The following is a 12,198-nucleotide window of genomic DNA, read 5'->3' on the forward strand; positions in this document are numbered from 1 at the left end:
GGCGGTCGGCCGATGAGGGAGTATTCGAAGGAGACGGCAGCCGGGTTGGCCCGGATCGAGGGGTACCTGATGAGCCAAGCGGCGCTGCGGGAAGCCGAGAACCAGGGCGAAGCCTTCGCCCGCGCCCTGACCTGGCTCGGTCCCGGCGAACAAGACGAGATCGGCCACCGGTTCGCCCAGCACCACCTGCGCCTGCGCAGGGAGATGCTCACCGCGACCGTCGCGCGGGCCGAGGAACTGAAAGTCGAATACGCGGACCGGTACGCCTGCCTGCGCAGACGCGTCGTGGGTCTGGCCGTAGCCGTGTTCGCACTCTGCACCGTCATCGTTGCGCACCATCGATGATGCTCGCGCGTCAAGCCCGCGTGTGACCCGGCCGTGGGAGATGGGAGTGGAGGGGGTGCCCGCGGCCGGGCCTTCGCCAGAGCCGTGTCGCTGTGATGGCTCCTGCCGAGCGTCTGACCAGCAGGAGCACCTCCAAACATCCGGGGCAGAAACGGGGGAGGCCCTCTTCAGGCCGCCCCCTTTCCCCCTGCCTCCCCAAGCACGGGTAAGGGCATCGCAGGCTCCGCCGCCGACGCGAGACGGCAGGCCTCAGGCGTCCTTGTCCTTGTCCTTGTCCATGGCCTCGCGGATGGCGTCCCGGGTCCGGTCGATGAGGGCGGCCACGGGGCCCACCCGCCAAGTTGGCCGAGCCGCTTTCAACCCCCGGGTGCGGGTGGGTCGGCGCCGGCTTCTCCGCGGCACGGACGGCCTTGACCATGGCCATGAGCCGGGCCGGGGAGCTGGTGCGGCGCAGCATCGCGAATTCGTAGCGTTCCTCGGCGCGGGCGTGTACGAGGACGGCGTCATGCACGGAGAGCAGCGTCGGTATGAACTTCGGATCGCCCGGGTCAGGTCCTCGAGGGTGGAAAGCATTTCGTGAGGGCTGGCCCGGGCCGCGGGGGTTGGGCTCATCACCGCCGCCACAGCGGGGTTCACCGCGTGCCGTCGCCCGCCGGCGGAGCAGTGCGGGAAGTCATCCCGGGGGCTGCGGCTCCACCGTCCTGGCGACCTTCCAGCATTCCGAACATCTGGTCGAGGACTCTTCGGAAGTCACTCCACGGCGCCGCCCGGTCCTCACCGTCGGGGGCGGCTTCTGGCGGGGCTGCGTCCCCTCGCTTCGAGGCCATGGTCCACCTCTCTCGCCGGCCGGTTTCACACCGGTACGTAGCCTGCGTGTCCCCGTGTGCCCGAGGCGTCTTCCCTGACGCGGGAGGTTTATGCGGGACCCGTCGGGGGGCGGGGGAGGGAATGCCACCAGGGATGCGTGTCCGAATCCCTTGCGTGGACGCGGGAGGCACGCGTCGACGCCGGCCCCAGGTGTGGGACTGCCGGGATTGGGCAGAAGACTGTCGCAGCCCCGCACGCGGGGCTGACCAGCTTGGTTCGCCGACACTTGCTCTGTCCGGAGGGCCGCGGCCGCGGAAGCGGGACTTCATTCGTGGGGCGGGAGGGCGCCGCAGCGGCAGAGTGGTCCGCGCTGAGCTCTTCCGCCGGCGCGGCGACCGGCGGTCCACTGCGCTGCTGGCCCAGTTGGACGGCGACGCGGAACTGGTCGCCGGCGAGAGCGAAGACACCGACGGCCTACGCGACGACCTCGTACGCCCCATGGGTGCGCCGGATCGGCGCCCTGCTGCGCGCATGCTCGGAGACCGCAGACGCGCTGCGCGCCCTGATTGAGGAAGTCTCCGTGCCCCCGGCCACCCAGGGGTGGTCACAGCACATCACCGCGCACGTCGGCGGCGCCGCTTTCGGCGCCCACGGACCCGCCAGCAGTGTGCACGTGCACCATCACCGGCCGGCCGCCGGTGAAGCCCCCGCATGAGCGAGCCGGATCCGCGGCACGTCAATAGGTCACCGCAGAGGGAGGGTTCGCCTGCGGCGTGGTCGGCGCCGACCTTCATGTGTATGTGGACGGGCTGCCTCTATGGCCGAGACCGACCCGGATGGCCGGTTGGCCGGGCTCGGCCCCGACGGCCGACTGGCACGGTGGGCCCTCGCCCTCTGCGACCACGCGCAGGCACTGGGTACCGCCGGGCGGTGGGCGGACGGGTTCCGCGCTCATGCCAGGGCGCTCGGCGTACTGGTCCTGCTCGCCGAGCAGGACGCCGACACGTGTCGTCCGCGCCGAGGCCGACGAACTGCGCAGCCGCATGCGACCACCGTCTGACGTGAGCGGCGTACCCCGCACGGATTACGGACCGCAGCAGGCCCGCGAGGCGAGCGACGCCTTGGAGACCGCCGTCCACCGGTACATGGCGCGAATCAAAACACCGATCTACACCCGGCGCCTCGTCGCCCTGCTCCTCCCTGTGGCGGCACGGGAAGGCGCCGAAGGGTTCGCCGCGCGCACGGAGATCGCCGAAGCGTACCGGCGGCTGGCCGAGAACGGCTTGATGAGGGACCGCCTCGATCACGCGGAGGCGCTCATCCAGCTTGCGCTCATCGCTGGGAGGAGGGCCGCGCGGTGCGCCGGAGGATCCGCCGACACCACCCGCCCTGGCGGTGGCTCGTACGTCCGGCGCGGTACCGGGCTTCCGGAGAAGGCCAACTGCGGCCGTAGTGAGGCGTGTTGGTCGAGCGGGGGGATAGCCGGCTCCGCAGGGTCGGGCAGCGCTCCTCGGCCGCGAGGACTCGGCAACACGTAGTGGCCGCAACCGAACGGGGCCACGAGGAAACCGCAGGTGGGCCCTATTGCAGGACGTCTTTGCCGGTCGCGCACACGAACGGGGGGCACTGGTCCGTCAGGCCTGAGCCGGGATGTCCAGGGCGGTCCCGTAGAGGCGGGAGACCCGGATGAGGATTACTACGCGCCGGTCTGGCAGTGGCGTCTCTCCGGGAGCCGCTCCGTCGGCTGGGTCCACTATGACCGCTTCGCCCTCTGCTACGGCGAAGGACCACACGTCTGGTCCGCTGACGTGCAGTGAGGTGCGTGGATTGCGGCGCAGTTGGCGGACCTTGAGCCGGTCGGCGGTGGAGGAGACGCGCAGTACGCGCTCTTCGGCACTCCACTCGTAGAGGACGGTCGACAGGTGTGGGTGGCCGGTGCTCCTGACGCTCGCCAGTACGCCGAACTGCTGTTGCCGCAACAGCTCGGAGAGCTCTTGGTCGGTGAGAGCCCGGGGGGCTGGGCCGTCGTTCCTGGTGGTGCCGCTGGTGGTCTCGGTGGCGGTGTTCTCGCTCATCGGGGCAAGCCTCTCGGTGGCCGGGGTGGGGTGAGGTGGCAGTGCTGGGGTCGGACATCCGCGGCGTGGGCGACAGTCGGCGTGCTGGCGGGCGGCTCCGGGGCTGCCGAGGCCCCAGCCCCGGGTGGCCTCAGGCTCATGGCGGCGCAGCAACATGGCGGCGATGATCAGACGCTGGTGTATTGGGCGGCGTACTCCTTGCTCGGCGGGACGACGGTGATGACGTCGATCAGCACCCCGTCGGGGGCGGCGACGATGAAGTGGCGCTGGCCGAACTCCTCTGTGCGCAGCGTGAGTATCTCGGGCAGGCCGGCATCCACCACGAGCCGCTGGTGCTCGGAGTCCACGTCGTCGACCTCGAAGTTGAGCAGCAGGCCGCCCTGGAGTGCTGCCCGGTGGCTGTCGGGGACGGTCGGGTGGGTGTGGTCCAGGAGGGCCAGCTCGTAGTGCGGGGCGTCCGGGCGGCGCAGACTGACGTACCAGTCCGACTCGAAGGTCACCTCGAACCCGAGGTGGCGGGTGTAGAAGTCGTGCGAGGCCGCCACGTCCCGGGTGGCGAGCACCGGGTAGAAGCCGCCGAGCCTGGTCCTGAGTTCGCCGTTCATGGTGGTGACCTTCCGAGTCCACATTTTCGCATACCCGGGGTATGTGAATCCTGGCGTTAGCATACCTTCGGTACGCGAAATGGGAAGGCGGTGCGCACGATGGCGTCGAGCCGGGCGGAGCAGCGGGCGGCCACGCGGCGGGCGTTGCTGGCCGAGGGGCGGCGGCGGTTCGCCGTCGACGGATACCACCACGTGGTGCTGGCCGAGGTGGCGCGGGCCGCCGGAGTCACCAAAGGAGCCGCGTACCACCACTTCGACAGCAAAGCGGGGCTCTTCAGGGCCGTCGTCCGCGAGGTCCAAGAGGAACTGGGCGAACGGGTCTCGGCCGCAGCGGAGCGGTACGAGGACCTCTGGGAGCAGCTCCGGGCCGGCTGTCGGACCTTCCTGGGCGCCGGAACCGACCCGGCGGTGCGGCAGATCCTGTTGATCGACGCGCCGACCGTGCTGGGCTGGGACGAGTGGCGGACCCTGGATGAGGAGTCCTCCGCCCGGCACCTCGCAGAGGCCTTGACGGCGCTCGCCGCGGCCGGGATCATCGCCGACCAACCGGTGGAACCCCTGGCCCGGCTGCTCTCAGGGGCGATGAACGAGACCGCGCTCTGGATCGCCCGAGGCGGGGACCCACGCGCCGCGGAGCAGGCGCTCGACCAGCTCCTTACGGGGCTGCGCGCCACGGCCTAACCGCTGGTCGGACAGTCGGTGCTCCTTCCTCCTGGGGCCCGACAGACTCGGTTCCAGGCAGAGCTACTTGGTGTAGTTGTAGACAGTCGCTCGGGAGATGCCGAGTTGGTCCGCGATGTGCTGTGCCGAACTGCGGGTCTCGAAGAAGCCTTCGCGATGCAGCTGCTGGACCAGTTCCCGCTTTTGGCCGCGGTTGAGGCTGCGCGGGGTGCTGGAGCGCTGTGCCGCGAAGGAGTCGATGACCGTCCGGAGTTCGCGTTCGGTGCGGTCGCGCAGCGTTTCGAGGGTCTCGTCTCGATGGTCGATGTCCGTGGCGACGAGGTTCGCCAGGGTCATCGTCAGCGGGGACAGCATGCTGACGTCGAGGTTCAGGCACAGTGCCGCCACGTAACGCCCTTCGGCATTCTTGATCCCGATGGAGGTGCTCTTGGCCGGGCGTCCGTCGGGGAACTGATTGCCGTAGTTCTGGATGACGCTGGGGTAGTCGGGGTCTGCGATGCGGCGCAGCCCGAGCTCGGTGGCGGAATCGCCGACTTGTCGCCCGGACAGGTTGTTCTCGATGACGCGGATGGCGCTGCGAGGCCGACGCAGGTCGTGCAGGACAACTTCGCACAACCCCGGGAACATGCGCCCGACGGCGACCGCGATTCGTTCTGCTTCCCGCAGGAGGTGCTCGTCGGGGAGTGCGTCATCGGATCGGTCACGAGGGGCGTCGGCTGACGGGTCCAGACTGTCGGCGTCGGTCGTATGCCCCCGATGTGGGGGCTGCGAAGGGGGTGCCATCAGGCTCTTCTCTCTTCCGGAGGTCAGTTGGAGGGCCCGTCGAACACCGAAGCCAACTTCTCGGCGGATTTCAGCCCGGCGCCGGTAAGCACGACCACGGTCGTCTGGTTCGGCGCGATGTCTCCGGTCGCGATGAAGTGATCGAGGGTTGCCGCGGCGACACAGCTCGTCGGCTCGGCGTACAAGCCTCGCGCGGCGAGCGCGCGGACCGCGGTGTGGATCTCCGCCTCGGGGACGGCGTATGCGGCGCCGTTGGAGCGGCTGATGGCCTCCACCGCCTCTTGCAGTCGGACCGGGTTGGCGATGGACGCACCTTCAGCGATCGTCGGTACCCGCTCGCCGCGGCCGGCCGGGTCGATACCGTTGTACGTGTCGGCGATGGTCGCCCAGAGCTCGGGCTGTCCGACGAACAGACGCGGACGCTTGCCGATCTGACCGGCATCGAGCAGCTCGCCGAACGCGATGTCGCAACCGATGATGTTGCTGCCTGCTCCGGCCACCAGGACGACGTTGTCGGGCGCCGTGAAGCCGAACGACTCCCACATCTCGTAGGCGATGGTCTTCGTGCCCTGGATGAACATGGGGTGCCAATTGTGGCTGGCGTAGGGAATCTGCGCCGACTGTCGAATCGCCTCGTCCGAGACCTGCTCGCGGGTGCCGTTCACGAGTTCGATCTCGGCTCCGTAGGCGCGAGCCTGGAGGATCTTGGCTGCTGAGGTGGTGGCAGGGACGATGATCTTGGCGCGGATGCCGGCCGCGGCGGCGTAGGCGGCGACCGCGGAACCACCGTTCCCCGAGCTGTCCTCGAGCACCCGGACGGCACCGTGTGCTGCGAGGTGGGACACCATGACCGACACGCCGCGGTCCTTGAAGCTGGAGGTCGGGTTGAACCACTCCAGCTTGAAGTGGACGCGCCGGCCGCCCCATTCGAGGGGAATCATCGGCGTCCATCCTTCTCCCAAGCTCACCCGGTGGGCGGTCGAGACGGGCAGCGCCGCGTGGTAGCGCCAGATGGATCGTTCATTCGTGTCGATCTGGTCAGGACGCAGGCCTGGCAGCGAGCTGACGGTGAGAGGGCTGCCGTCCTCGCCTCGCCAGCGGGGGTCGTCCAGGGGGTAGCGGTTCCCGGATCGGTCGTACAGGTCGGGTACGGGACGGGCTGCGCACTGTTCGGCAGTCATGGCCTATCCAGCCTCTTCTCGTAAGGGGGGCAGGATCATCTGCCGATGCGAGTAGGAACGTGACCCCGACGGCCGGGTTGGCTTCCCTGGACGCACGAGATGGCCGACCGCACCGCAGGCGACGTGGCACTGCAACTTTAGACATATTCTCTAAAGCTGAACAGAGTGTCCAACTCCCCTTGTAACTTCCGGATGGGCAGTAACGGCTTGCGATCGACGCCTGAGGTCGCGGCCCTGGTTCTGCGTACTGGGAGTGGAAGATGTGCCACCACGTCGCTACCGCCGGGCCTTTGCGGACCCGCCGTCGGCCGAGAGGATGACGCGTTCGTGGGGCCGCTCGGGGCTGACGACGTCCGGGGGCCAGCCGTCTGGCGTGGGACTGTGCAGGCCGCCGCCGAAGAGTCCCGCGATACGCACCCGCCTGCCCTCGATGGGGCCCGGTCCGGGGCAGGCGACTCCGGCGACGCGTCCGGAGTGCTGGTGTCAGGGTCTGGGTCCCGGTCGCGGGCGACCCTCTCGCGAGTGACCGCGTCGAAGAGGCCATGGCCGGCGCCGGACACGACCATGACGAGGTCGTGCCGACTGAGTTCCCTGCTCAGACACAGGGGCTGTCTGGTGATCTGTGTGCTGACATGCGAGTGCTGAGGCTCCCCGGCTGGGGGGGGGGAGCCTCAGCGACGGACGGGGTCAGTCGGTGGAGAGGGCTTGGAGGAGGTCGCCGACCTGGGGGTCGGGCAGCGCGCGGGCGACATCCGCCTGGGCGACGATGCCGACCAGCCGGTGACCGTCGATGACCGGCAGGCGCCGTACCTTGTGCTCGCTCATGGTGCGCATGATTTCCTGTGCGTCGTCGTCGGCGCCGATGGTCACCGCCTCGCCCTGGGCGAGTTCGCCGGCCTTGACCTGGGCGGGGTCTTTGCCGGCGCCGAGGACCTTCACGACGATGTCGCGGTCGGTGAGCATGCCCTTGAGCCGGTCGTCCGTGCCGCAGATCGGCAGCGCGCCGACTCCCATGCGCGTCATCTTCTTCGCGGCCTCGAGGACCGTCTCCTCGGCGCCGATGCACTCGGCGTCTTCCGTCATGATCTCGCGTGCTGTCGTCATCCGGATGCTCCTTTCGAAGGGGTGGTGGGTTCCCTGCCCGCTTCGGGGCGTAGCGGGCGAGGAGGGCGGCTGCCGGTCAGGTGTGGAGGCGGCTGTTGAGACCGTCGTGGCTGTCGGCTTGTTCCTCGTCGAACCAGTAGTCGCCCGCGGCGAGGTAGCGGAAGGAGTGCACGCTCTTGGCGGGGAGGGCGATGGTGACGGCGCGCATGCCGTCGGGTCGTGGTTCGAGAGGGTGGGTGCCGGGCTGCCAGGAGTTGAAGTCGCCCACCACACTGACGGGACCGGGCGGGGCATCGGCGGGCAGGACGAAGGTGACCTGGGCGCGGTCCTTGAGCTGCTTGCGTTCGAGCACGAGGGACTCTCCTGAAACCGTGCGGGGGTGTACGGGTCATCCTGCTGCCGCGGATGGTCCGGCGCTGCTGGACGGGGCCGGGCGAGCGACTTCCTTCACCCGCCCGGCAGCCCCGCTACCGGCGCACACGCCGACGCGCGCTGCTTCGCAGGTTGGCCGGGCGGACGGCCCTGATCTGTGAGACGCCTTCGCCCAGCGTGTCGCCGAGGACGTCGAGGAAGCCGGGAGCCTGCCTGGTCGGGGCCAGTTCCGCGAGTGGGTCGGCCGCGCGCGGCAGGCTTCGCAGCAATCTGCTCCGTCAGCGCCCCGACAACAGCTCCTCGTGTGGGGTGTCCATACCCTCCGCCTGGACCGGGTCGGGGTCTACGGGCACTCTGCGGGCGGCACCGCGGCTGCGCAGGCGCTCCACGAGGACCGGCGGATCGCCGCCGCCGTCAACCCGGAGGGCTACCTCGACCAGATGGACGGCGAACTGCTGCCCCGGCGGCCGCTCCCGCGAGCCGCTCACCGTCCTGCCCCGCGGGGACCGGGCCTCGAGCCGTGTTCACCGTAGTCGCTGCAACAGGGGTGGTGCTATCGCCGGTTCCGGTGCGTGATCCCTTCATGGCTGTGAGGGCGCGCCCCGAAGGCTGTGACAGCGGCAGTGATCGACAGTGCGGCGAGCAGTGCGAACAGTGTGGGGTAGCCGCCGAGGGGTCCGGCCAGGACCGCGCCGGCGAACGGGGCGAGGGCGGCCGCGGCGTGGGCCGGTGCGCCGAGGAGCCCGGAGAGCCGGCCGTAGTGGGTGGTGCCCCAGCGGTCGGTGACGGCGGTCGCTTGGAGGAGGGTGAGGTTTCCCCGGATCACCCCGGCGAGGACGGATACCGCGATGAGTAGGGCGTACGGGCCGGCCGCGGTGGCGAGGGCCGCGGTGGTGAGGCCGGCGAGTGCGATCAGGGTGACGGTGCGGGCGGTGACGCCCAGGTGGCGGGCGAGGGCCGCGTACAGGGTGCGGCCGAGGGTCTGGCCGGCGCCGCCGAGGCCGAGGGCCCATGCGGCCTGGGCGGTGGTGTAGCCGCGTTCGAGCAGGAGGGGGACGAGGCCGATGACGACTGCGTACATCGCGAACGCGGAGAAGGTGAAGGTGGCGGCCAGCATCCAGAACGCCCGGCTCCGGACGACCTGCTGGTGGCCGCCGGTGACGTGTGGCCGGCTCGAAGGGGCCGGTGGCCAGGGGGCGTTCAGGGCGAGGGCGTGAGCCGGGACGGTCAGGACGGCGAGGATGCCGGCGAGCACCATGTAGGTGGCTCGCCAGGACATGTGGTCGGCGAGTACCGCGGTCAGCGGTGCGAAGACGGTGGAGGCGAGCCCGCCGGCGAGGGTGACGATGGTGAGTGCGCGGATGTGGTCGGGACCCCACCACCGGGTGAGGGCGGCGAAGGCGGGCTGGTAGAAGATGGCGGCCATCGCCGCTCCGGCGAGGAGCCATCCGGCGAAGAAGACGCGCAGGTTGGGGGCTGCGGCGATCACCAGCAGGCTCAGAGCGCCCAGGACGGAGCCCGCGGTCATGACGGTACGGGGCCCGCGGTGGTCCAGGACGCGGCCGACGTAGATCCCCGCAATAGCGGAGACGACGAGGGCGGCGGAGAACGCGGCGGTGGTTGCTCCCGTGCTCCAGCCGGTGTCGGCGGTGATGGCGGGATTCAGGACGGGGAAGGCGTAGTAGACGATGCCCCAGCTGGTGATCTGGGTCAGGCACAGGGCGGGCAGGACGGCGCGTGGCCGCGACCGGCCCCCTGTTCCGGTCGCGGCCACGCCGGCCTGGGCGGCGTCGGGCACGTTCAGCAGCCGCCGGATGAGGCGGGCGCGCTGCCGATGGTGAGGGTGGCCGGGGCTGCGCAGCAGCCGCCGCCGCTGGTCGCTTCGGCGGCCTCGGGCTCGTCGAAGAGGCCCGCGCCGCCGCACACGCCCGTCTCGGGGAGGGTGAGTTCGACGCGCTCGGCGGCCTCGTGGTCGCCCGCGAGGCGGGCGGCGATGGAGCGGACCTGCTCGTAGCCGGTCATGGCCAGGAAGGTGGGGGCGCGGCCGTAGGACTTCATGCCGACGAGGTAGACGTCCTTCTCCGGGTGGGAGAGCTCGTTCACGCCGTGGGGGTAGACAGTGCCGCAGGAGTGCTGGTTGGGGTCGATCAGCGGGGCCAGCTCGACGGGGGCCTGCAGGCGCTCGTCGAGACCGAGGCGGAGCTCGCTCAGGAAGCTGAGGTCGGGGCGCAGGCCGGTGAGGACGATGACCTCGTCGACCGGGTCCAGGCGGCGGCCGTCCTCGCCGGCCAGGACCACGCGGCCGTCAGCGTCGCGCTCGACGGCGTCGGTGCGGAAACCGGTGACCGCGTCGGCGTAGCCGCTGTCGACGGCCGCCTTGGCGGCCAGGCCGAGGGCGCCGCGGGCGGGGAGCTGGTCGGCCTCGCCGCCGCCGAAGGTGGAGCCGGAGATCCCGCGGCGCAGGATCCAGGTGGCGTGCGTGCCCTTGCCCCCCTCGGACTTGGCGAGGTCGGCGAGGTAGGCGAGGGCGGTGAAGGCGGAGGCGCCGGAGCCGATGACCGCGATCCGCTTGCCCGCGTACCGGGCCCGGACGGCGGGGTCCTTCAGGTCCGGGACCCGGTAGGTGATCCGGTCCGCGGCCGCCTTCTCGCCGAGAGCTGCGAGGCCGCTGCCGCCGGCCGGGCTCGGCGTGGACCAGGTGCCGGAGGCGTCGATGACGGCGCGCGCCAGGACCCGCTGCTCCCGGCCGTCGGCGCTTTCGTAGTGGACGACGAAGGGCTGGGCCTCGCGGTCGGCGTCGACGACGCGGTCGCGGCCGGCGCGCGAGACGCCGGTGACGGTCGCGCCGTAGCGCACCCGCTCGCCGAGGGTGTCGGCGAGGGGCTGGAGGTAGAGGTCGGCCCAGTCCCCACCGGACGGGTAGGTGCCGTCGGCGGGCTTGACCCAGCCGGTCGGGGCCAAGAGCTTCTCGGCGGCGGGGTCGACGAGCTCGCCCCAGCGGGAGAACAGCCGTACGTGCGCCCACTCGCGCACCGCGGTCCCGGCCACCGGACCGGCTTCCAGGACGAGGGGTTCGATGCCCCGGTCGGTGAGGTGGGCGGCGGCCGCGAGACCGGCCGGGCCGGCTCCGATGACGACGACGGGCAGGTCGGTGATGGCTGGCGCGTTCACGGTCGGCTCCCTGGTTGTTTCGATGCCTGTCGATGGCTTGCGTGGCCAGCATGACACCTGTTTCGATGTTCGTCAACATAGACATCCATCGAAATGGAGTGGTGCCGCACCTGCCGACTGGGCCTGCCCCGCTGACCCCTGCCGCCTTGGTTCGACGTGTGTCAACATAGACGTATGTCGAATGCGAAGGTTCTCCCGCTCCTGGAGCCCGATCCCGTCGCGGCCTGCTGTCCGCCGCTGAACGAGCGCCCCATGGCGGCCGAAGAGGCCGAGGTCGCGGCGAAGATGTTCAAGGCCCTCGGCGACCCCGTGCGCCTGCGGCTGTTCTCCGCCGTCGCCTCCCACGAGGGCGGGGAGGCGTGCGTGTGCGACATCTCCGACGTGGGCGTCTCCCAGCCCACCGTCTCCCACCACCTCAAGAAGCTCAAAGAGGCCGGTCTGCTGTCCTCCGAGCGCCGCGGGACGTGGGTGTACTACCGGGTCGAACCGTCCGTGCTGGCCGCCATGGGCGCGCTGCTGGCCGGCGCCGTGAAGACGGCGTGACCGGCGTGCGGATCGAGGAGCTCCTGCCCGAGCACGCCGAGCAGGTGCTGGCCATCTACCAGGCGGGGATCGACGAGGGCAACGCGACCTTCGAGCTGCGGGCCCCCGACTGGGCCGCGTTCGACAAGGCCAAGCTGCCCGGCCACCGCTTCGTCGCCGTCGACGGCGGCAGGGTGTTGGGCTGGGTCGCGGCGAGCGCGGTCTCGGACCGGTGCGCGTACGCGGGAGTGGTCGAGCACTCCGTGTACGTCCACCCCGCCGCGCGCGGCCGCGGCGTCGCCCGCGCGCTCCTGGACGCGCTGATCTCCTCGACCGAGACCGCGGGCATCTGGACGATCCAGGCCGGGATCTTCTCCGAGAACACAGCCAGCCTCACCGTCCACGCGCGGGCCGGGTTCCGGATTATCGGCACCCGCGAGCGCATCGGGCGCCATCACGGCGTCTGGCGGGACGTCGTCCTGCTGGAGCGCCGCAGCCCCGTCCTGTCCTGAGGCATCCAACCGGGCCCAGGTCGGCCAGGCAGCGCCGAGG

15 protein-coding genes and 1 pseudogene are annotated in these 12,198 nt (G+C 70.7%); 7 read left to right on the forward strand and 9 right to left on the reverse strand.

All coding sequences use genetic code 11. The features are described from left to right. Nucleotides 1–12: 12 nt before the first annotated feature. The 3 genes from BGK67_RS32060 to BGK67_RS32070 all read left to right on the forward strand — a co-directional run bounded on the left by BGK67_RS32060 (nucleotide 13) and on the right by BGK67_RS32070 (nucleotide 2,212). Nucleotides 13–345, forward strand: coding sequence for a hypothetical protein (locus BGK67_RS32060; protein WP_069923339.1), 333 nt, complete (start codon nucleotides 13–15; stop codon nucleotides 343–345). A gap of 1,309 nt (nucleotides 346–1,654) precedes the next feature. Continuing rightward, a complete protein-coding gene (locus BGK67_RS32065) occupies nucleotides 1,655–1,867 on the forward strand; it encodes a hypothetical protein (RefSeq protein WP_069923340.1) in 213 nt (70 codons plus the stop codon). A gap of 102 nt (nucleotides 1,868–1,969) precedes the next feature. Next, a complete protein-coding gene (locus tag BGK67_RS32070; protein ID WP_069923341.1) occupies nucleotides 1,970–2,212 on the forward strand; it encodes a hypothetical protein in 243 nt (80 codons plus the stop codon). A gap of 574 nt (nucleotides 2,213–2,786) precedes the next feature. Here the strand turns inward: BGK67_RS32070 and BGK67_RS32080 are convergent. Next, nucleotides 2,787–3,227 carry a pyridoxamine 5'-phosphate oxidase family protein gene (locus BGK67_RS32080; RefSeq protein ID WP_069923343.1) on the reverse strand — a complete coding sequence of 147 codons (441 nt, stop codon included), beginning with the start codon at nucleotides 3,225–3,227 and terminating at the stop codon, nucleotides 2,787–2,789. Nucleotides 3,228–3,394: 167 nt separating this feature from the next. Next, nucleotides 3,395–3,832, reverse strand: coding sequence for a VOC family protein (locus BGK67_RS32085; protein ID WP_069924270.1), 438 nt, complete (start codon nucleotides 3,830–3,832; stop codon nucleotides 3,395–3,397). A gap of 99 nt (nucleotides 3,833–3,931) precedes the next feature. Between BGK67_RS32085 and BGK67_RS32090 the strand changes: the two genes are divergently transcribed. After that, a complete protein-coding gene (locus BGK67_RS32090) occupies nucleotides 3,932–4,513 on the forward strand; it encodes a TetR/AcrR family transcriptional regulator (RefSeq protein WP_069923344.1) in 582 nt (193 codons plus the stop codon). 63 nt (nucleotides 4,514–4,576) lie between these two features. Here the strand turns inward: BGK67_RS32090 and BGK67_RS32095 are convergent, their stop codons facing one another. The 5 genes and pseudogenes from BGK67_RS32095 to BGK67_RS32110 all read right to left on the reverse strand — a co-directional run bounded on the left by BGK67_RS32095 (nucleotide 4,577) and on the right by BGK67_RS32110 (nucleotide 7,933). Continuing rightward, entirely contained in the window at nucleotides 4,577–5,296 is a 720-nt protein-coding gene (locus BGK67_RS32095) for a helix-turn-helix transcriptional regulator (RefSeq protein ID WP_079154494.1), read from the reverse strand. Nucleotides 5,297–5,319: 23 nt separating this feature from the next. Next, the gene (locus BGK67_RS32100) at nucleotides 5,320–6,477 is read right to left on the reverse strand and encodes a pyridoxal-phosphate dependent enzyme (RefSeq protein ID WP_069923345.1); all 1,158 of its coding nucleotides are present in this window, start codon (nucleotides 6,475–6,477) and stop codon (nucleotides 5,320–5,322) included. Nucleotides 6,478–6,715: 238 nt separating this feature from the next. Then, nucleotides 6,716–7,055, reverse strand: a pseudogene (locus BGK67_RS40345) (hypothetical protein); the annotation flags it as partial. Between the two features lie 109 nt (nucleotides 7,056–7,164). After that, entirely contained in the window at nucleotides 7,165–7,581 is a 417-nt protein-coding gene (locus BGK67_RS32105; RefSeq protein WP_069923346.1) for a CBS domain-containing protein, read from the reverse strand. A 76-nt stretch (nucleotides 7,582–7,657) separates the two neighbouring features. Continuing rightward, entirely contained in the window at nucleotides 7,658–7,933 is a 276-nt protein-coding gene (locus tag BGK67_RS32110; protein WP_069923347.1) for an isoamylase early set domain-containing protein, read from the reverse strand. Between the two features lie 322 nt (nucleotides 7,934–8,255). On the opposite strand from BGK67_RS32110, the gene BGK67_RS41285 reads away from it, so the two are divergent. Further along, nucleotides 8,256–8,486 (forward strand): hypothetical protein, encoded by a 231-nt coding sequence (locus BGK67_RS41285; protein WP_079154495.1) that lies wholly within the window; start codon nucleotides 8,256–8,258, stop codon nucleotides 8,484–8,486. Nucleotides 8,487–8,506: 20 nt separating this feature from the next. Here the strand turns inward: BGK67_RS41285 and BGK67_RS32120 are convergent, their stop codons facing one another. Together BGK67_RS32120 and BGK67_RS32125 are read right to left on the reverse strand one after the other, a co-directional pair. After that, on the reverse strand, nucleotides 8,507–9,751 hold the full coding sequence (locus BGK67_RS32120) for an MFS transporter (RefSeq protein WP_432215496.1): 1,245 nt from the start codon (nucleotides 9,749–9,751) through the stop codon (nucleotides 8,507–8,509). Nucleotides 9,752–9,753: 2 nt separating this feature from the next. Next, nucleotides 9,754–11,124, reverse strand: coding sequence for an NAD(P)-binding domain-containing protein (locus tag BGK67_RS32125; RefSeq protein WP_069923349.1), 1,371 nt, complete (start codon nucleotides 11,122–11,124; stop codon nucleotides 9,754–9,756). Between the two features lie 174 nt (nucleotides 11,125–11,298). Between BGK67_RS32125 and BGK67_RS32130 the strand changes: the two genes are divergently transcribed. Both BGK67_RS32130 and BGK67_RS32135 read left to right on the forward strand, forming a co-directional pair. After that, entirely contained in the window at nucleotides 11,299–11,667 is a 369-nt protein-coding gene (locus BGK67_RS32130; protein WP_069923350.1) for an ArsR/SmtB family transcription factor, read from the forward strand. After that, complete coding sequence (locus BGK67_RS32135) at nucleotides 11,664–12,158, forward strand: GNAT family N-acetyltransferase (protein ID WP_069923351.1); 495 nt, start codon at nucleotides 11,664–11,666, stop codon at nucleotides 12,156–12,158. The genes BGK67_RS32130 and BGK67_RS32135 overlap by 4 nt, the downstream gene beginning before the upstream one ends. The last annotated feature ends 40 nt before the right edge of the window (nucleotides 12,159–12,198 follow it).

Source organism: Streptomyces subrutilus (genome assembly GCF_001746425.1).
Lineage (GTDB): Bacteria > Actinomycetota > Actinomycetes > Streptomycetales > Streptomycetaceae > Streptomyces > Streptomyces subrutilus_A.

What these genes read in the sequence shown, in the direction of transcription:
- BGK67_RS32070 (WP_069923341.1), top strand. Translation starts at nt 1,970, where the DNA reads ATGGCCGAGACCGACCCGGATGGCCGGTTGGCCGGGCTCGGCCCCGAC.
- BGK67_RS32060 (WP_069923339.1), top strand. Translation starts at nt 13, where the DNA reads ATGAGGGAGTATTCGAAGGAGACGGCAGCCGGGTTGGCCCGGATCGAG.
- BGK67_RS32130 (WP_069923350.1), top strand. Translation starts at nt 11,299, where the DNA reads ATGTCGAATGCGAAGGTTCTCCCGCTCCTGGAGCCCGATCCCGTCGCG.
- BGK67_RS32095 (WP_079154494.1), bottom strand. Translation starts at nt 5,296, where the DNA reads ATGGCACCCCCTTCGCAGCCCCCACATCGGGGGCATACGACCGACGCC.
- BGK67_RS32100 (WP_069923345.1), bottom strand. Translation starts at nt 6,477, where the DNA reads ATGACTGCCGAACAGTGCGCAGCCCGTCCCGTACCCGACCTGTACGAC.
- BGK67_RS32085 (WP_069924270.1), bottom strand. Translation starts at nt 3,832, where the DNA reads ATGAACGGCGAACTCAGGACCAGGCTCGGCGGCTTCTACCCGGTGCTC.
- BGK67_RS32080 (WP_069923343.1), bottom strand. Translation starts at nt 3,227, where the DNA reads ATGAGCGAGAACACCGCCACCGAGACCACCAGCGGCACCACCAGGAAC.
- BGK67_RS32105 (WP_069923346.1), bottom strand. Translation starts at nt 7,581, where the DNA reads ATGACGACAGCACGCGAGATCATGACGGAAGACGCCGAGTGCATCGGC.
- BGK67_RS32090 (WP_069923344.1), top strand. Translation starts at nt 3,932, where the DNA reads ATGGCGTCGAGCCGGGCGGAGCAGCGGGCGGCCACGCGGCGGGCGTTG.